Raw genomic sequence first — 17146 nt, 5'->3', positions numbered from 1 at the left:
CCGGCAAGGCTCAGCTTGTGAGGAACTTGATGGCGTTGATGGGCGGCTTCTTCAACCGCGGCGGCGACGGTGACGGCGGTTCGCCGAAGCCCAAGCGGACGCCCCTGCAGCGGCTGATGTACTGGGGCATGGTCCTGGGCGTCTGGGGCCTGATCTTCCTGGTCGTCTTCTTCGCCGTCTTCGCGCGAGACCTGCCCGACACCTCGACGCTGTACAACGTCGACCGCCAGCCCTCGATCACCTACCTGGACCGCAACGGCGCCCTGATCGCGGTGCGCGGCACCCAACAGGCCCCGCCGGCCGACCTCAGCTCGTTGCCGGACTATGTGCCGGCCGCCTTCATCGCCATCGAGGACCGGCGCTTCTACCACCACCCCGGCTTCGACCCGATCGGCATGAGCCGGGCCATGGTCTCCAACATGCGCGCCGGCCGCGTCGTCCAGGGCGGCTCGACCCTGACCCAGCAGCTGGCCAAGAACCTGTTCCTGTCCCCGGACCAGAACATGAAGCGCAAGGTCCAGGAGCTGATGCTGGCCGTGTGGCTGGAGATGAAATTCTCCAAGGACGAGATCCTCGCCCTGTATCTGAACCGGGTCTATTTCGGCGCCGGGGCCTATGGCATCGAGGCGGCCTCGCAGCGCTATTTCGACAAGAGCGCCAAGGAGCTGACCGTCGGCGAGGCGGCCCTGCTGGCCGGCCTGCTGAAGGCCCCGTCGCGCTACTCGCCGGTGTCCGAGAGCGAGCGGGCGGCGACCCGCGCCACCGTCGTGCTCAACGAAATGGTCGACGCCGGGGTGATCACGCCCGAGCAACGCGCCCAGGCCGTGACCGAGCCGGTGCGGGTGTCGCGCACCCTGGCCAGCCAGCACGCCCAGTATTTCATCGACTGGCTCGACAAGCAGATCCGCGAACTGGTCGGCGAGCCGACCGAGGACATGATCGTCGAGACCACGCTCGACCTGACCCTGCAGACCTCGGCCGAACGGTCGGTGCGGCGCATCCTCGACCGCGACCGCTCCAAGGGCGTGCAGCAGGCGGCGCTCGTCGCCGTCGACGGCGACGGCCGGGTGCGGGCCATGATCGGCGGAGCCTCCTACGCCGACAGCCAGTTCAACCGCGCCACCGACGCCAAGCGGCAGGCCGGCTCAGCCTTCAAGCCGTTCGTCTATCTGACGGCGCTGGAGAGCGGCTTCACCCCGGAGACGCGGGTCAACGACGCCCCGATCAAGATCGGCAACTGGTCGCCCAAGAACTATTCCGGCGGCTTCGCCGGCGAGATGACCCTGTCCCAGGCCGTGGCCCAGTCGATCAACACCGTGGCCGCGGGCATGGCCGACCAGGTGGGCCGCGACAACGTCGCCCGCACGGCGCGTCGACTCGGCATCACCTCGCGCATCGGCCTGGAGCCGGCCATGGCCCTGGGCGCCGTCGAGGTCTCGCCGATCGAGATGGCCCAGGCCTATGCGGCCTTCGCCAACGGCGGCAAGCGGGTGAAGGCCTATGGCATCAGCCGCATCCGCACCCCGCAGGGGCGCGTGGTCTATCAGAAGGCCGCCCGCGCCGACGGCCCGTTGCAGGCCATTTCGAACCCGTATCTGTTCTACCAGAACCAGATGCTGCGCGGCGTCATCACCTCGGGCACCGGCCGCTCGGCGGCCATTCCGGGCCGCGACATCGCCGGCAAGACGGGCACGACCTCGGACTACAAGGACGCCTGGTTCGTCGGCTACACCGGCGGTTTCGCTACGGCGGTGTGGGTCGGCAAGGACGACAACACTCCCATGCGCGGCGTCACCGGCGGCTCGTCGCCGGCCGCCATCTGGCGCGGCTTCATGGAGGCGGCCCTGCCGCGCCTGAACGCCCCGGCCATTCCCAACGGACCGCCGATGCCCGAGGGCTGGCAGCCGCCGAACCCGGTCGAGAGCCTAATCGGCCAGATCGGCGACCTGTTCGGCGACAATCCCCCGGCTGAAGGACCGACCGATCCGCTCGACGAAGGCCTGATCGATCCGCCGCCGGCGCAACGCCCGATCGCGCCCGACCGCGATCGTCCGCCGGCGCCGCAGCCGCAGCAGCCGGTGGTGCGTCCGACCCAGCCGCAGCCTCCCCGCCCGGAACCGGCTCAGCCGGGTCCGCCGACGGAGAAGAAGGGCGATCCGCTGTTCTTCTGAACGGGGCGTCCTCTGCCCTTGCGGGAGAAGGGACGCGAGCTATCTGCCGACCGCGTGCAGCGCCGCGCCGTTCTCGCGGAGCCATTTGCGGTACGGGCGGTGGTCGCCGATGAGTCGCTGGACGACGGACCAGTAGGCCGGGCTGTGGTCGGCGTGGACCAGGTGGGCGACTTCGTGAGCGGCCAGATAGTCGGCCACGGCTGGCGGGGCCAGGATGACGCGCCAGCTGTAACGGATCGACCGGTTGTGCGGGCTGCACGACCCCCAGCGGGACTTGGTGTCGGCGATCGACATCTTGACCGGACGCTGGCCGAGCGTGCGCAGGTGGTGCTCGGTGCGTTCGAGCAGCACCTGGCGGGCCAGCCGCTTGAACAGGTTCTCGACCCGGCGGGCGAAGGCCTCGCCCTCGCCGCCGGACTGGATGAAGGGTCCGTCGGGGCCGTCGATCAGCCGCGCCGCGCCGGCGCCGCCGACCGCGACCAGCCGGGTCGGGCGGCCGTACAGGGGCACCACGGCGCCGGGCTCAAGCGGGGCGCTGTCAGGCCGCTCGGCCAGGCGCTCGCGCATCCAGGCGGCCTTGGTGCGGGCGAAGGCGACAACCTCGGCCAGCTTGCGCTCGGAAGGGGCGACCAGGACGGCTTCGCCGGCGCGGCCGTCGATGCGGATCGACAGCCGGCGGGCGCGCGGATTAACCGACAGGCGGGCGGCGACGCCCAGGGCGTCAGGCGGCAGCCGCTGGCCGTTCCGGTACTGCACAGAGGCTCTCGTTGGTGGCGATGAAGTCGCGCACCCGGGGGTAGATGTCGTCGCGGAAGCGGCGGCCGTTGAAGACGCCGTAGTGGCCGACCTCGGGCTGGACGTAGAGCACCCGCCGGTTCTCGGGCAGGTTCGAGCAGAGGCCATGGGCGGCCTGGGTCTGTCCGACGCCGGAGATGTCGTCCTTCTCGCCCTCGACCGTCATCAGGCCGATGTCGGTGATCTTCGTCAGATCGACCTTGCGCCCGCGGTGCTCCAGCAGGCCGCGCGGGAGCAGGTGCTGCTGGAAGACGATGTCGATGGTCTGGAGATAGAACTCTTCCGACAGGTCCAGCACCGAGAGGTACTCGTCGTAGAATTCCTCATGCTTCTGCGCCCCGTCGCCGTCGCCGGACACCAGGTCCTGGAAGTAGCGCCAGTGGGCGTCGGTGTGCTTCTCCTCGTTCATCGACATGAAGCTGTAGAGCTGCACGAAGCCCGGATAGACCCGCCGCCCAAAGCCCGGATAGGGCCAGGGCACGGTGTGGATCATGTTCGACTTGAACCAGGCGAAGGGTTTCTCCTCGGCCAGTTCGTTGGTCACCGTCGGCGACAGGCGGGCGTCGATCGGCGAGCCCATGAAGGTCATCGAGGCCGGGCGGTTTGGATCCTCGTCCTCGGCCATCAGGGCGCAGGCGGCGAGCACCGGCGGACCCGGCTGGCAGACGCCGACGACGTGGGCGCGCGGGCCGATGACGCCCAGCATGGTGCGGACGTGGTCGATGTAGTCGAAGAAGTCGAACCGGCCCTCGAGCATCGGCACCTGGCGGGCGTTGGCCCAGTCGGTGACGTAGACGTCGTGGTCCTGCAGGAAGGCCTCGACCGTGCCGCGCAGCAGGGTGGCGTAGTGGCCCGACAGGGGGGCGACGATCAGGACCGCCGGGGCGGCGGCGGGCTTGCCGGCCCGCTTGAGGTCGCCGATGTGCCGGGCGAAGCGGACCAGGCGGCACCAAGGCGAGGACCAGACCACCTGCTCGGTGGTCCGCACGGGCAGGCCGCCGATGGCGACGTTCTCCAGGCCCCAGGCGGGCTTGCCGTAGCGCCGGGTGACGCTCTCGAACAGGCCGGCCGAAGCGAAGGCCGTCCGTCCGATGGCGGTGTCGGCGGCCGGGTTCAGCGGTGAGCTCCAGAACTGTCGGGCCATCTGGGCCCCGATCCGGAACGGCGTCGCCGAGTGATAGGCGAGCTCGTGAAGCGAATAGAGCATGGAATCCTTGGAGGCGGCCCCCGCCGATGCGGCAGGGCAGCATAGAACGCACTGCACTGCAAAAGGATTATCAGCGATCACGCTGTTGTCTGGGGAGGCCTCTCCGGCCCGGATCGGGTCGGGGGGCGATCAACTCTTGGTGGGCCGCGGTCAGAAGGCTCCGCCTTCTCGACCCGACGCGGCTTTGGAGTGGGCCGCGGTCAGAAGGCTCCGCCTTCTCGACCCGACGCGGCTTTTGGAGTGGGCCGCGGTCAGAAGGCTGCGCCTTCTCGACCCGACGCGGCCTGTCACCCCCGCGCCATCACATTGCGGATCACCTGCGCGCCGCGCTGCGGGCCCAGGTCGTGGGTCAGGGCTGAGCGGAACTTCCCGTCCGGGCCCATCAGGTAGATCGTGAGCGAGTGGTTCATGGTGTAATCCTCGCCCGTCCCGACCTTTTGGTAATAGGCGCGGTAGGCGTCGGCGGCGGCCTTCACCTGCTGCGGCGTCCCGGTCAGGCCGACCACGCCCTGCGGGAAGCCGTCGGCCGAGAGGTAGTCCTTCAGCGCCTGCGGCGTGTCGCGCTCGGGATCGACGGTGACGAAGACGATCTGCAGATTCTCGGCCTGCGGCCCCAGTTCGCGCTTGGTCGCCTCGAGCATCTGCAGCGTCCCGGGGCAGAAGTCCGGGCAGTAGGTGAAGCCGAAGAAGACCACCGACCACTTGCCCGCGAGCAGCGACTGATCGACGGTCTGGCCGTCCTGGTTGACCAGTTGGAACGGTCCGCCGACCTTGGCCTCGCCGGTGGAGACGACCGTCCCGGGCAGGGCGGCGGGTCCGCTGCGGCCGAGCATGAAGACGGTGGCGATGATCACCGCGACGGCCAGGGCCGCGCAGGCGCCGGCGAACAGCAGGATGGAACGGCGCGGCATGGCCCCCTCGTCGAAAACGCGCCCTTTGGGCGTGGCCGGTCTATAGAAGAGCCGTGAACCCGACCCAAGACCCTCCTTCGTCGCAGCCTCTGGGCCTTCTGCCGCCGGACGGCCAGGGCCGCTTCGCCGGCTTTCGCAACCTGCCGCGGCGCAGCCGGGGGCTGAGTCTGCGCACCCTGGTCATCCTGCGCTGGATGGCCATCGCCGGGCAGAGCGCCACCATCTTCGTGGCCACGGCCTATTTCCACTTCGACCTGCCCCTGTGGGGCTGTCTGGCGGTGATCGCCGCCAGCATCGCAGTCAATCTGAACGCCACCGCCCGGTTGCAGCGCAGCGACGTGGCCATGCCCGACGGGGCGCTGACCGCGGCGCATCTGGGCTTTGACATCCTGCAGCTCAGCCTACTGCTGGCGCTGACCGGCGGGCTGCAGAACCCCTTCTGCCTGCTGCTGGTGGCGCCGGTGACGGTGGCGGCCGCCTCCCTGCCGGGGCGGCAGGCGGCGATGATGGGGCTGCTGGTGCTGCTGGCCACCGTCGGCCTGTTCTTCTTCTCCATGCCCCTGCCATGGCAGGCGGGCACCGAACTGGATCTGCCCGTCCTCTACCGTTTCGGCATCGGCCTGGCCCTGATCACCGGCGTGGTCTTCACCTCGGCCTATGCGTGGCGGGTGGCGGCCGACGCTGAGAAGCTGGAACTCGCTCTGGCGACGACCCAGGACGTGCTGCAGCGCGAGCAGCGGCTGGCGGCCCTGGGCGGGCTGGCGGCGGCGGCGGCGCACGAGCTGGGCACGCCCCTGGCCACCATCCAAGTGGTCGCCAAGGAGATGCTGCGCGCCGCGCCCGACGGGCCGGCCGCCGAGGACGCCGGCCTGATCCTGCAGCAGGCCGAACGCTGCCGGGACATCCTCAAACGCCTGTCACAGCAGCCGGAGGAGGGCGACGAGGCGTTCGCCAATGTCGGGCTGAAGGCCCTGCTGGAGGAGGTGGTCGAGCCCCACCGGGGCTTCGACCTGGCCTTCACCGTCGCCGTCCGCACGGCCTCAGGCGAGCCTGCGCCGCGCGTTCGTCGCCTGCCCGAGGTGATCCACGGCCTGTCGACCCTGGTCGAGAACGCCGCCGACTTCGCCAACAGCAAGGTGCGCGTCCAGGCCCTGGTCGACGCCGGCTTCATCGAGATCGAGGTGGTCGACGACGGTCCCGGCTTCCCGGCCGACATCCTGCCCCGCCTCGGCGAGCCCTATGTGACCAGCCGCCCGCAGGGCAAGGCGCGCAGGGCCCTGGCGGCCCAGATCGCCCACTCCGTCTCGTCGGCGGGCCCGGGGCGCAAGGCCAAGGGCGGCAAGGGCGGCAAGGTCGCGCCCCAGCCCGAGGCCATTGCGCCGAGCCAGGGCGGCATGGGCCTGGGCTTCTTCATCGCCCGCACCCTGCTTGAGCGCACCGGCGGCAAGGTCACCGTCGGCCTCGGCGACGGCGGCAAGGGCCTGCCCAAGGGCGCCCGCGTCGCCATCCGCTGGCCGCGTCCCGCCCTGGAGGTTCCCGCCTAAGCGCTGCTGTAGTGTCGCACCCTCGCCAGGGACCTTGACCGACGGCGAGCCGTTACCGACTTGAGGCCCAGGAGACGCCCATGACCGAGATCGAAGACCGGATCGCCGCCCTCGAGGACAAGACCCTCCTCCTGCTCGACGACGACAACGCCCTGCGCACACGCCTGGGGCGCGCGCTGGAGAGCCGGGGATTCACCGTGACCACAGCCGGTTCGGTCGCGGAGGCCAATGAGGCGCTGCGCAGCGGCCTGCCTGCCTTCGCGGTGCTGGACATGCGGCTGGAGGACGGCAACGGGCTGAAGGTGGTCGAAGCCATCCGCGACCGGCGCGAGGACGCCCGCATCGTCATGCTGACCGGCTACGGCGCCATCGCCACCGCCGTCGCGGCGGTGAAGGCGGGGGCGGTCGACTATCTGCAGAAGCCGGCCGACGCCGACGACGTGGTCAAGGCCCTGCTGATGACCGGCGAGGCCCCCGAGCCGCCGGACAATCCGATGAGCGCCGACCGGGTGCGCTGGGAGCATATCCAGCGCGTCTACGAGCTGTGCGACCACAACGTCTCCGAGACGGCCCGCCGTCTCGGCATGCACCGCCGCACCCTGCAGCGCATCCTGGCCAAGCGCGCGCCGCGCTGAGCTTGACCGTAGAGCCGCCTCCGGCCAGCCTGCGGGCGAACCTGGAGGGGGCTCCCATGAAGAAGCACGCGATCTGGCTGTTCATCGCGGCGGTCGGCCTGGCCGTCTCGGGCGGCCTGCTGCAATGGCTGATGTCGAGCGTCGAGGGGCTGACGGCGGCCTATGTCTTCCTGGACGCTGACATCCTGGCCAAGATGTTCATGCTGCTGATCCTGCTGCTGCAGTTCGCGGTGCTCGGCCTAGGCCTCGCAGCGGTGATCATGGGCCGGGGGCGGATGAACACGCCGCTCTTCCTCGTGGGGCTCGCCGCGATCGGGTTCGGGCTGCTGGGCGCAGGCTATACGGTGATGACGACCCAGCAGATCGCGGCGCGCATGGGCGGCGTCAGTTTCGAGATCACCGCCCCGAGCTATGCCGGCGCGGCCCTGTCGGCGACCCTGGGCTTCTTCACCGCCACCCTGGCCTTCGTCCTGCGCTGGCTGGGCGACCGCCGGAGCTGAGCCGCCTGGGCGCTTAAGACCCCATCAACCCTGTCGCTGCATGCGGCCTTAAGCATCTTCGGGCGAGGCTGATCCTTCACCCGTCGGAGGATGCATGGGGCCGCGCGCCGCCCAGACCCTGGACCTGATCCGCCGCGCCGATTGGTTCGACGCCGCGCGAGCCAAGGGCTATCTGGCCATCCTGGCGGTGCTGTCGGCGATCGTCGCCGTCGGCTATCTGTATCTCTCGTCGCCCCTGCTGGATCCGCAGGGCAAGGCGCTGGGCACCGACTTCGCCAGCTTCTGGACTGCCTCGCAGCTGGCCCTGGCCGGCGGCTCGCCGTGGGATGTCGAAGCGCACCGCGCCGCCCAGACGGCGATATTCGGGCCGGGCGCGGGCTATGCCGCCTTCTTCTACCCGCCCCCCTATCTGCTGCTCTGCCTGCCGCTCGCGCTCCTGCCCTACGCCGCCTCGCTGGCGGTGTGGCTGGGCGCGACCGGCGCGGCCTTCGCCGCCATGGCGCGACGGTGGCTGGGCCGTGAGTCCGGCTGGTTGCCGATCGCCGCCTTCCCCGCCGTGTTGGTCAACGCCGGCCATGGTCAGAACGCCTTCCTGACCGCCGCCCTGTTCGGGGCCGGGGCCCTGATCGCGTCGAAGCGGCCGTGGCTGTCCGGCGTGCTGTTCGGCTGCCTGGTCATCAAGCCGCACCTGGCCGTCCTGGTCCCGCTGTTCATGATCGCCACCGGCAACTGGCGCGGCTTCATCGCCGCCGGCGCGACCGCCGTCGGCCTGTGCGCCCTGTCGCTGGTCGTGCTCGGACCGGAGGCCTGGCAGGGATTCTTCGAGACCTCGGCCCTGGCCCGGCAGACGCTGGAGCAGAACCTCGTCGGCTACGCCAAGATGCAGAGCGCCTATGCCGGGGCCCGGCTGCTGGGCGCCCCGGGCGCAGTCGCCTGGGCCCTGCAAGGGCTGGCGCTGGTCGCCGCCGGGGCCTCCGTCTGGATGACCCGCAAGGCGGATGCGCGGGCGCGCGGCGCGGTGCTGGCCGCCGCGACCCTGCTCGCGACCCCCTTCCTGCTCGACTACGACCTGCTGCTGCTGGCCGTGCCGCTGGCCTGGCTGTTCCGCGAGGCGACGAAGGACCCTGGCCGTGACGGCTGGCGTGATTGGGAGAAGGCGGCGCTGGTCGCCGGCTTCGTCCTGCCGGTCGTGTCCCGGTCGCTGGCCATGGCCGCCGGCCTGCCGGTCGCGCCGCTTGTGGTCCTGGGCCTGCTGGCCTGTCTGGTGCGTCGCGCCCGGACGGCCGAGACGGTCGAAGCGAACCTTCCTGACGCCGCTACCCTTTCGATGGCGAGGCCCTGATGGCTCCCGAACTTTCTCTGGTGATCTGCACCCTCGACGAATCCGAGTCGATCGGCCCGGTGCTGCGCGAGGCGCTGGGGCATCTAGCGCATGTCGACGTCGAGATCCTGGTGGTCGACGATTCCGCCGACGAGCGCACCGCTGACGTGGTCCGCGCCTGCGCCCGCGAGGACCGCCGCATCCGGTTGGTGCGCCGTCAGGGCGAGCGCGGCCTGGCCGCCGCCGCCGCCGCCGGCTGGGCCCAGGCCCGAGGCCGCGTCCTGGGGCTGATGGACGGCGACGGCCAGCACGACCCGGCGACCCTGCCGAAGCTGCTGGCGGGGCTGCAGGCCGAGGGCGCGGACATCGCCGTGGCCAGCCGCTACGCGCCCGGCGCCCACACCGGCCTGACCGGTTTCCGCCACCGGCTGAGCCAGGGCGGGACGCTGCTGGCCAAGCTGGTCACCGGCACGCCGACGACCGACCCGATGGCCGGCCTGTTCCTGTTCCGCCGCGAGTGGCTGGACGAGGCCGGGCCGCGCATGTCGCCGGTCGGCTACAAGGTCCTGCTGGACCTGGCCCTGTCCGGCCGGCGGACGCCGAAGGTGTTCGAGACCCCGACGGCCCTGCGCTCGCGCCTGGGCGGCGAGTCCAAGCTGGACCTGCGGGTCATCGCCGAGCTCGGCGCCCAGCTGGTCGAAAAGCGCACCAAGGGGCTGCTGTCGGCGCGGTTCGTGATGTTCGGAGCGGTCGGCGCCTCGGGCGTGGTCGTCAACGTCGGCCTGCTGGCCGTGCTCGAAGCCGTCGGCGCGCCGTTCTGGGCCGCCCAGGCCGGGGCGGTGGCGGCGGCGATGAGCAGCAATTTCGTGCTCAACAATCTGCTGACCTTCCGCGACCGGCGACTGACCGGGGCCGCCTTCTGGAAGGGGCTGCTGGCCTTCTACCTGGCCTGCGGGGCCGGGGCGCTGATCAACCAGATCGCGGGGATGTCCCTGCATGCGCTGCACGTGCCGACTCTCCTAGCCGGGGTGGCTGGGGCCCTGCTGGCCGCGGTGTGGAACTACTCCGCCGCCTCGAGCCTGGCCTGGGGCCGCAAGGACAAGGTCGCGTGCGGGAAGGGCGCCCCGGCTGCGCTAGCGACCCTGGCGGCCCGGCCGGACTGATCGAGCCCGCGTCGGGTCGAGAAGGCGGAGCCTTCCGACCGCGGGCCACCAAAAAAGGCCCCGCTGTCTCCAGCGGGGCCTTCTTCAGTTCAGCAGTCGCTCGACCTTAGTCGCGACGACGACGGCCGCGGTCGCCGCCGCGGTCACGATCGCCGCCTTCGCGCTTCGGGCGGCCGCCGGTGTCGTCCGACAGCGGGGCTTCGCCGCGCTCGGCGCGTTCGGCGTTGATCTTGTCGGTGAGGTCTTCACCGGTCGCCTGATCGACGACCTTCATCGACAGCTTGGTCTTGCCGCGGTCGTCCAGGCCCAGGAATTTGACCTTGACCTCCTGGCCTTCCGAAACGACGTCGGCCGGGTTGGCGACGCGCTCGAGAGCCATCTGCGACACGTGGACGAGGCCGTCCTTGGCGCCGAAGAAGTTCACGAAGGCGCCGAAGTCGACGACCTTCACGACCTTGCCGGTGTAGATGGTGCCGACTTCCGGCTCCGAGACGATCGACGAGATCCAGTTCTTGGCGGCGTCGATCTTCTCTTGTTCCGAGGCGGCGATCTTCACCGTGCCGTCGTCCTCGATGTTGATCTTGGCGCCGGTCTTTTCGACGATTTCGCGGATGATCTTGCCGCCGGTGCCGATGATGTCGCGGATCTTGTCGGTCGGAACCTTGATCTGCTCGATCTTGGGCGCGTACTCGCCCAGCTCGGTGCGGGCGCCGTCGATGGCCTTGTCCATCTCGTCGAGGATGTGCAGGCGGCCGGCCGAAGCCTGGGCGATCGCCTTGCGCATGATCTCTTCAGTGATGCCCGCGACCTTGATGTCCATCTGCAGCGAGGTGATGCCTTCGCGCGTGCCGGCCACCTTGAAGTCCATGTCGCCGAGGTGATCTTCGTCACCCAGGATGTCGGACAGGATGGCGAACTCGCCCGAGGGCTCCAGGATCAGGCCCATGGCGATGCCCGAGACCGGACGCTTCAGCGGCACGCCGGCGTCCATCAGGGCCAGCGACGAACCGCAGACCGTGGCCATCGACGAGGAGCCGTTGGACTCGGTGATCTCCGACACCAGACGGATGGTGTAGGGGAATTCTTCCGAGGTCGGCAGCATCGGACGGATCGCCCGCCAGGCCAGCTTGCCGTGACCGATTTCCCGACGGCCCGCGCCGCCCATCCGACCGGTCTCGCCGACCGAATAGGGAGGGAAGTTGTAGTGCAGCAGGAACTTCTCTTTGTAGGTCCCGCTCAGGGCGTCGACGTACTGTTCGTCTTCACCGGTGCCGAGGGTGGCGACCACGATGGCCTGGGTCTCACCGCGGGTGAACAGGGCCGAGCCGTGGGTGCGCGGGAAGACGCCGACTTCCGAGACGATCGAGCGGACCTTGTCGAGGGCGCGGCCGTCGACGCGGTGACCGTTGTCGATGATGTCGCGACGCAGGACGTGGGCTTCGCATTCCTTGAAGGCGGTGGCGAACTTGGCGGAGTCGACGCCTTCCGGCTTCTCTTCCGTCTTCACCAGGGCTTCGGCGGCCTTCTTCTTGGCCACGTCGACGCCGGTGCGGCGCTCGTACTTGCCGGCGTGGGTGTAGGCGGCCTTGATGTCTTCGCCGACCAGACCCTGGATCGAGGCGACGATGTCCGAGACGTCGTCGGCTTGGAAGTCGAAGGGCTCCTTGGCGGCGTGCTCGGCCAGGTCGATGATCGCGTCGATCACCGGCTGCATGCCGCGATGCGCGAACATCAGGGCGTTGAGCATGATCTCTTCCGACAGCTCCTTGGCTTCGGACTCGACCATCATCAGGGCGTCCTGGGTGCCGGCGACGACGAGGTCGAGCTGGCTGTCCGGGAGCTGGTCGAGGGTCGGGTTCAGGACGTACTCGCCGTCGATGTAGCCGACGCGGGCGGCGCCGATCGGGCCCATGAACGGAACGCCCGAGATGGTTAGGGCGGCCGAGGCGGCGACCATGCCGACGATGTCCGGATCGTTCTCGAGGTCGTGCTGCAGCACGGTGATGACGACCTGGGTCTCGTTCTTGAAGCCCTTGACGAACAGCGGGCGGATCGGGCGGTCGATCAGGCGGGAGACCAGGGTCTCCTTCTCGGTCGGACGGCCTTCACGCTTGAAGTAGCCGCCCGGGATCTTGCCGGCGGCGAAGGTCTTTTCCTGGTAGTTCACGGTCAGCGGGAAGAAATCCAGGCCCGGCTTGGGCGCGCGGCCGTAGACGACGGTGGCCAGGACCACGGTCTCGCCGTAGGTCGCCAGCACGGCGCCGTCGGCTTGACGGGCGATGCGGCCGGTTTCCAGCGTCAGCGGGCGGCCGGCCCAGTCGATCGTCTTGCGTTTGATATCGAACATGTCTCGTCTTTCGTATCCCGCGGGCGGATTCCGCGCGGGGTCCCATCAGTGGGTGGAGCGTCGGGCGTTCAGTCCTTCGGTCCATGGGCCGCCGCGCCATCGCGGAAGACCCGGGAATATGAGGACCGGCGTTGCAGCCCTCGCGTCTGTCGTCGGAACCCGGTGTCGGGTTCCCTGCGCCGGTACATCCCGCGGCGCTCGGGCAGTCTCTGGATGCGGAACGAGGCGCGGACATGACGCCCGCGCCTCGAAAATCTCTATCCGGTCTTCGCCTTCGCCTTAGCGGCGCAGGTTCAGCTTGGTGATCAGAGCGGTGTAGCGCTCGCGATCGACCTTGTTCAGGTGGTCAAGAAGGCGACGACGCTGCGAGACCATCTTGAGCAGGCCGCGGCGCGAGTGGTTGTCCTTCTTGTGGGTCTTGAAGTGCTCGGTGAGGTTGGCGATGCGTTCCGAGAGGATCGCGACCTGGACCTCGGCCGAACCGGTGTCGCCAGCGGTGCGGGCGTTGTCGGCGATGACTTCGTGCTTACGATCGGCAGTAATCGACATCGGGTAGTCTCCAGCTGGAGTCCCCGTCAGGGGAGATTAAAAACGCGGTCGGGTTCTAGCCGGCCGGCCCGCAACTGACCGAGAGCGACGAGGGTCTGGCCCTGAAAGGCTGAAACGATCCTGGAGCCCTCCCGAAGGCGGCTCTTGAGCGTTTCGACCTGTCTGGGGAGCAGAACGATCGGCCGTCCCTGCCGAAGCGAGAAGGCGTCTTGATCCGTCACGGCCAGCTCCGGGATGTCGTCCAGGGCGGTCGCGACGGGAAGCAAGCCTTCCGAGGCGGCGCCCCTATGCACCAGATCTTCGAGAAAATCCAGTGTCACGGCGTTTTCGGCCGAGAACGGGCCGACCCGTTCGCGGCGCAGGGCCGAGACGTGACCCTCGGCCCCGAGGGCTGCAGCCAGGTCGCGAGCCAACGAGCGGACATAGACGCCCTTGCCGGTGCGGATGGTCAGTTCGACGTGGTCGGCGTCGGGCGCGGCGGTCACCGCGGCCTCGTGGATGGTCACCCGGCGGGCGGCCAGCTCGAACTCGGCGCCCTCGCGGGCCAGGTCGTAGGCGCGTTGGCCGTCGACCTTGATGGCCGAGAACTGCGGCGGCACCTGATCGATCTCGCCGACGAAGGCGGGCAGGGCGGCGGTCACCTGTTCGAGCGTCGGCCGCACGTCCGAGCGGGCGATGATCTCGCCCTCGCGGTCGATGCTGTCGGTCGCGATGCCCCAGTTGATGGTGAAGCGGTAGACCTTCTCGGCGTCGACCATGAAGGGCACGGTCTTGGTCGCCTCGCCCAAGGCGATCGGCAGCATGCCGGAGGCGAGAGGATCCAGCGTTCCGGCGTGGCCGGCCTTCTGGGCGTTGAACAGGCGGCGGATCTTCGAGACCGCCTCGGTCGAACCCATCTCCAGCGGCTTGTCCAGGCAGACCCAGCCGTTGACGACTTCGCCCTTCTTCCGGCGCGCCATCAGAGGTCTTCGTCGGGGCGAGCGAGGTCGGCCTGGACGCGCGGGTCGTCGAGCAGGCGGTTCAGGCGCTCAGCGGCCTCGAAGCTTTCGTCGTGACGGAAGCGCAGGTCCGGGGTGAAGCGCATATCGATGTGACGGCCCAGCACGCCGCGCAGGAATTTGGCGTGGGCGTTCAGCGCCTTGACGATCTCGCCGACGTGGCCGGCGGTGGGGGCGCTGTCTACGCCCGCGCCGAGCGGTTCGACGAAGCAGGTGGCGTGCTTGAGGTCGGGCGACAGGCGCACCTCGGTGACGGTGATCGACACGTCCTTGAGGGCGGGGTCGTGGATCTCTTCCTCGCGCAGCACCTCGACGAGGGCGTGGCGGATCAGCTCGGCGGCGCGCAGCTGGCGCTGGCTCGGCCCCGCGCCGGCGCCGGACTTGTTGGGTTTGCGGTTGCTCATGACTCTGTCCTCGTCGCCCGCCGGGGCTCGGACCCGGTTCTAAAGCGAAGCCGCGTCGGAACGAGGGCGATGGAGCCCTTCGAACGCGGCCGATAAATGAGCGGCGGGGTCTAAGCCTCGCCGCGGGGGAAGTCCAGCATCAGCACGTCAACAGACCGGCGGGGGCGTCGACAGGCCGATACACGCCGTCCGCTCCCTGACGCCAGGTCACCAGCGCCGAGGCCGAGCCGACATGCCGCACCCGGAAATCGCGGCGGGACGCGCCGGGTTCCAGAGTCGCCTCGATCCGGCAGTCCCGGGCGCGGTTCGGAATGTTGCCGTTGTCCTTGAAGGTGGTCACTTCGTCGGCCCTCAGGCGGGGCCCTTCCGGGGTCAGTTCGACGAGCGAGGCCCAGGCCCATTGATAGCCGCGGCTCTGATATTCGCCTTCGGCGACGAGGGTCGGCGAGGCCATCAGGTCCCGGCGCACGGTCCACGCGGGCGGCTTGCCCAGCCAGCCCGACTTGAGCTTCAACGGTGGGGCGGCAAGGCGGCGAAACCCGGTTCGCGTTCGCTCCACATAATGGATGGCGAGCGCCCCGGGCGAAGTCTCGCTCCACAGGCCGCGGCCGGTGGAGACGAGGGCGAGGCGGTCGCCTTCGATGGGGATGAGAGCGCCCGGCTCCCACAAGAAGCAGTCCCTGGCGCAGATCTCTTCCGGCGCGTCCCGGAAGGGGGGCGAGCGACCCCAGGCGGCCTGGAAAGCGCGGGTCTCGGGCGCGGCGTCGCGGTCGATGGCGGCGAGCAGCTCGGATGAGACGATGGAGCGGAACGGTCGGACCGGCAGGCCGCCGGCGTTAAGCACGTCGGCTGTCCAGTGGTTGCACAGGCGCCCGATCCAGAAATGCTCATGGCTGGCGAAGAAGCGGGCGTCGTCGTTCGGGCGCGCGGCGGCGACGCGAGGGGCTCCGGTGGAGAGGTCCAGCGACGCTTCGATGTGGGCGGCCATGCGTTCGAAGCCTTCGGGGGACATCCGGAACGAGCGGCGGCCCTCGTCGGCGAACAGGTCGATGGGGTTCTTCTGGGCCGGATCGAGCATGATCACCGAGGCGTTGCCGGGCCGGAAGAAGGCGCGGGCGCCGTCCAGGAGGCGGTCGGAGATCGGACTCTGGTCAACGTAGAATTTGGCGTCGCCCCAACCGATCAGAATCCAGTCGCCGGGCGGCAGGCTCCGGACCGCGTCGGCCAGGGGGCCGGGGCGGAACTCCAGGGCGTCGCGGGGCACCGCCAGGTCGGTGTGGAAGCCGTTGTCGAGCAGGTGGACGTCGAAGCCTTCGACGTCCGGCGAAGCCCGCCATAGCGCCGGGTCGCCGGGGGCGGTCCAGGTCAGCACGGCCAGGAGCCAGCCGAAGGCCGCGGCGACTGCGAGCCAGGCGCCGAAAGGCAGGCGGATCCGAAAGCGTTTCATCGGGCGGAGTAGCTCCAGACGCCGCAGAGGATGTCGGAGGATGCGTGCGATTCGGGCTGGCCGCGGAACAACATCAGCGTGACCGTCGGCCCCAGGTGCAGCAGGGCCGCGGCGTTCACCGGGGCGCCGTCGCACAGTCGATCGGCGGTGGAGGCGGTGACTTCGCGCAGCTCGACCTGAGAGTCCTGGGGAAGGAGCAGGTGGCCGGCGTAGCTGTGGCCCGCCGCCCAGGGCTCGCCCGCCAGCGCGATGCGCAGCGGGCGGGTGCGCAGGCTTTCGCCACTCTCGAAGCGCAGTTGGGCGCCTGTGAAGGTCAGCGCGCCGGTCGCGGTCCGCGCCGCCTCGTCGGCCGGGGCGTATTCACCGGTCAGGACGATGTGGTTAGGCGCGGGCGCGGCGGGAAGCGGCGGGGGTTCGTCCAGAGCGCGGGCCCGCAACTGGCCGACCCCTTCGCGCAGCGCCGCCCAGGCGGCGACCGTGTGCCGCTGCTCGATGGCCAGCAGGAACAACACCAGGCACAGCACGCCGAGGGCGCCGGCCAGGCGCCTGAGCGCTGTCTGATTGGAGGCGGTGGCTGCGGGCATGCCGCAACCGTAGCGGGGTGTTCGGAGTCGGTGAACGACTATCGCGCGATTGGGGCGCCGCCATCCTCGCCGGGACCCCCGACGGGCGGCGCCGACCATTCGCCGCGCCAGTCGTAGGACAGCTGGACGCAGTGGCGGTAGGTTCCGTCAGACCAGCGACCCACGGCATGAGCGGTCAGCGGACGACCCAGGCGCACCCGACCCAGCACCAGCCACACCTCGTCGGCGGTCGGACACAGGGCGCGCGACAGGCCGCGTCCGTCGCCTTCCCCGGGAACGGTGTAGATCGAGGTTTCGGTGGCGCCTTCGGGCAGGACGCCGCGGACCTCGCTCGGGCCGCCGCGGCGGATTTCGGCCGAACCGCGCTGCGAGGTCGAGATGATCCGGCGCACGCTGATCGAGCCGAACAGGCCGCGGTCGGCTTCCAGGGTGATGCCGCGGGTCATCGCCTGGGTGATCCGGTCCGAGGCGTCGAACGCCAGGTAGCGGGTCTCGGCGGCGGCCGGGCCGGCGATGGAGGCGAAGGCGAGGGAGGCGATCAGGAAACGACGCATGGAACTGTGATCCTCA

Annotated in this window: 16 protein-coding genes; 6 read left to right on the top strand and 10 right to left on the bottom strand. The window is 69.8% G+C overall.

The genetic code is table 11. The features are described 5' to 3' along the window. Positions 1-38 precede the first annotated feature (38 nt). Positions 39-2171, top strand: a complete 2133-nt coding sequence (locus tag ASC65_RS11320) for a transglycosylase domain-containing protein (RefSeq protein WP_056453076.1) — start codon at positions 39-41, stop codon at positions 2169-2171. Positions 2172-2210: 39 nt separating this feature from the next. Here the strand turns inward: ASC65_RS11320 and ASC65_RS11315 are convergent, their stop codons facing one another. The 3 genes from ASC65_RS11315 to ASC65_RS11305 form a co-directional block, all read right to left on the bottom strand. Beyond that, positions 2211-2927 (bottom strand): M48 family metallopeptidase, encoded by a 717-nt coding sequence (locus ASC65_RS11315; RefSeq protein WP_056453074.1) that lies wholly within the window; start codon positions 2925-2927, stop codon positions 2211-2213. Beyond that, entirely contained in the window at positions 2893-4173 is a 1281-nt protein-coding gene (locus ASC65_RS11310; RefSeq protein ID WP_056453072.1) for a polyhydroxyalkanoate depolymerase, read from the bottom strand. Before ASC65_RS11310 ends, ASC65_RS11315 begins: the two co-directional genes overlap by 35 nt. A gap of 287 nt (positions 4174-4460) precedes the next feature. Next, positions 4461-5084, bottom strand: a complete 624-nt coding sequence (locus tag ASC65_RS11305) for an SCO family protein (protein WP_056453069.1) — start codon at positions 5082-5084, stop codon at positions 4461-4463. Between the two features lie 53 nt (positions 5085-5137). On the opposite strand from ASC65_RS11305, the gene ASC65_RS11300 reads away from it, so the two are divergent. The 5 genes from ASC65_RS11300 (at position 5138) to ASC65_RS11280 (ending at position 10247) form a co-directional block, all read left to right on the top strand. After that, positions 5138-6628 carry an ActS/PrrB/RegB family redox-sensitive histidine kinase gene (locus ASC65_RS11300; RefSeq protein WP_056453066.1) on the top strand — a complete coding sequence of 497 codons (1491 nt, stop codon included), beginning with the start codon at positions 5138-5140 and terminating at the stop codon, positions 6626-6628. Between the two features lie 80 nt (positions 6629-6708). Continuing rightward, complete coding sequence (locus tag ASC65_RS11295) at positions 6709-7263, top strand: ActR/PrrA/RegA family redox response regulator transcription factor (RefSeq protein ID WP_056453063.1); 555 nt, start codon at positions 6709-6711, stop codon at positions 7261-7263. Between the two features lie 56 nt (positions 7264-7319). Beyond that, positions 7320-7763, top strand: coding sequence for a hypothetical protein (locus ASC65_RS11290; RefSeq protein WP_056453061.1), 444 nt, complete (start codon positions 7320-7322; stop codon positions 7761-7763). Positions 7764-7857: 94 nt separating this feature from the next. Then, positions 7858-9105 carry a glycosyltransferase family 87 protein gene (locus tag ASC65_RS11285; RefSeq protein ID WP_056453058.1) on the top strand — a complete coding sequence of 416 codons (1248 nt, stop codon included), beginning with the start codon at positions 7858-7860 and terminating at the stop codon, positions 9103-9105. Beyond that, positions 9105-10247 (top strand): glycosyltransferase, encoded by a 1143-nt coding sequence (locus ASC65_RS11280; protein ID WP_056453055.1) that lies wholly within the window; start codon positions 9105-9107, stop codon positions 10245-10247. The genes ASC65_RS11285 and ASC65_RS11280 overlap by 1 nt, the downstream gene beginning before the upstream one ends. A gap of 106 nt (positions 10248-10353) precedes the next feature. Here the strand turns inward: ASC65_RS11280 and pnp are convergent, their stop codons facing one another. The 7 genes from pnp to ASC65_RS11245 form a co-directional block, all read right to left on the bottom strand. Continuing rightward, positions 10354-12594 (bottom strand): polyribonucleotide nucleotidyltransferase, encoded by a 2241-nt coding sequence (pnp, locus tag ASC65_RS11275; protein WP_056453052.1) that lies wholly within the window; start codon positions 12592-12594, stop codon positions 10354-10356. A 279-nt stretch (positions 12595-12873) separates the two neighbouring features. Continuing rightward, positions 12874-13143 carry a 30S ribosomal protein S15 gene (rpsO, locus tag ASC65_RS11270; RefSeq protein ID WP_056453048.1) on the bottom strand — a complete coding sequence of 90 codons (270 nt, stop codon included), beginning with the start codon at positions 13141-13143 and terminating at the stop codon, positions 12874-12876. A gap of 26 nt (positions 13144-13169) precedes the next feature. After that, the gene (gene truB, locus ASC65_RS11265) at positions 13170-14102 is read right to left on the bottom strand and encodes a tRNA pseudouridine(55) synthase TruB (protein WP_056453046.1); all 933 of its coding nucleotides are present in this window, start codon (positions 14100-14102) and stop codon (positions 13170-13172) included. Beyond that, complete coding sequence (gene rbfA / locus ASC65_RS11260; protein WP_056453039.1) at positions 14102-14545, bottom strand: 30S ribosome-binding factor RbfA; 444 nt, start codon at positions 14543-14545, stop codon at positions 14102-14104. Before rbfA ends, truB begins: the two co-directional genes overlap by 1 nt. A 139-nt stretch (positions 14546-14684) precedes the next feature. Further along, positions 14685-15992 carry a DUF2459 domain-containing protein gene (locus tag ASC65_RS16770; protein ID WP_082526014.1) on the bottom strand — a complete coding sequence of 436 codons (1308 nt, stop codon included), beginning with the start codon at positions 15990-15992 and terminating at the stop codon, positions 14685-14687. Beyond that, a complete protein-coding gene (locus tag ASC65_RS11250) occupies positions 15989-16576 on the bottom strand; it encodes a hypothetical protein (RefSeq protein ID WP_056453035.1) in 588 nt (195 codons plus the stop codon). The genes ASC65_RS16770 and ASC65_RS11250 overlap by 4 nt, the downstream gene beginning before the upstream one ends. Positions 16577-16614: 38 nt before the next feature. Further along, positions 16615-17130 carry a hypothetical protein gene (locus ASC65_RS11245; protein WP_056453032.1) on the bottom strand — a complete coding sequence of 172 codons (516 nt, stop codon included), beginning with the start codon at positions 17128-17130 and terminating at the stop codon, positions 16615-16617. Positions 17131-17146: the final 16 nt, after the last annotated feature.

The organism is Brevundimonas sp. Root1279 (assembly GCF_001425945.1).
GTDB lineage: Bacteria > Pseudomonadota > Alphaproteobacteria > Caulobacterales > Caulobacteraceae > Brevundimonas.
Note: the sequence above shows the minus strand (reverse complement) of the source record. Positions and strands in the feature narration are given on the sequence as shown.

Excerpts from the sequence above, each read along its gene's own strand:
- ASC65_RS11320 (WP_056453076.1), top strand. The coding sequence starts at position 39 with ATGGGCGGCTTCTTCAACCGCGGCGGCGACGGTGACGGCGGTTCGCCG.
- ASC65_RS11310 (WP_056453072.1), bottom strand. The coding sequence starts at position 4,173 with ATGCTCTATTCGCTTCACGAGCTCGCCTATCACTCGGCGACGCCGTTC.
- ASC65_RS11305 (WP_056453069.1), bottom strand. The coding sequence starts at position 5,084 with ATGCCGCGCCGTTCCATCCTGCTGTTCGCCGGCGCCTGCGCGGCCCTG.
- ASC65_RS11295 (WP_056453063.1), top strand. The coding sequence starts at position 6,709 with ATGACCGAGATCGAAGACCGGATCGCCGCCCTCGAGGACAAGACCCTC.
- ASC65_RS11290 (WP_056453061.1), top strand. The coding sequence starts at position 7,320 with ATGAAGAAGCACGCGATCTGGCTGTTCATCGCGGCGGTCGGCCTGGCC.
- ASC65_RS11285 (WP_056453058.1), top strand. The coding sequence starts at position 7,858 with ATGGGGCCGCGCGCCGCCCAGACCCTGGACCTGATCCGCCGCGCCGAT.
- ASC65_RS11280 (WP_056453055.1), top strand. The coding sequence starts at position 9,105 with ATGGCTCCCGAACTTTCTCTGGTGATCTGCACCCTCGACGAATCCGAG.
- pnp (WP_056453052.1), bottom strand. The coding sequence starts at position 12,594 with ATGTTCGATATCAAACGCAAGACGATCGACTGGGCCGGCCGCCCGCTG.
- rpsO (WP_056453048.1), bottom strand. The coding sequence starts at position 13,143 with ATGTCGATTACTGCCGATCGTAAGCACGAAGTCATCGCCGACAACGCC.
- truB (WP_056453046.1), bottom strand. The coding sequence starts at position 14,102 with ATGGCGCGCCGGAAGAAGGGCGAAGTCGTCAACGGCTGGGTCTGCCTG.
- rbfA (WP_056453039.1), bottom strand. The coding sequence starts at position 14,545 with ATGAGCAACCGCAAACCCAACAAGTCCGGCGCCGGCGCGGGGCCGAGC.
- ASC65_RS16770 (WP_082526014.1), bottom strand. The coding sequence starts at position 15,992 with ATGAAACGCTTTCGGATCCGCCTGCCTTTCGGCGCCTGGCTCGCAGTC.
- ASC65_RS11250 (WP_056453035.1), bottom strand. The coding sequence starts at position 16,576 with ATGCCCGCAGCCACCGCCTCCAATCAGACAGCGCTCAGGCGCCTGGCC.
- ASC65_RS11245 (WP_056453032.1), bottom strand. The coding sequence starts at position 17,130 with ATGCGTCGTTTCCTGATCGCCTCCCTCGCCTTCGCCTCCATCGCCGGC.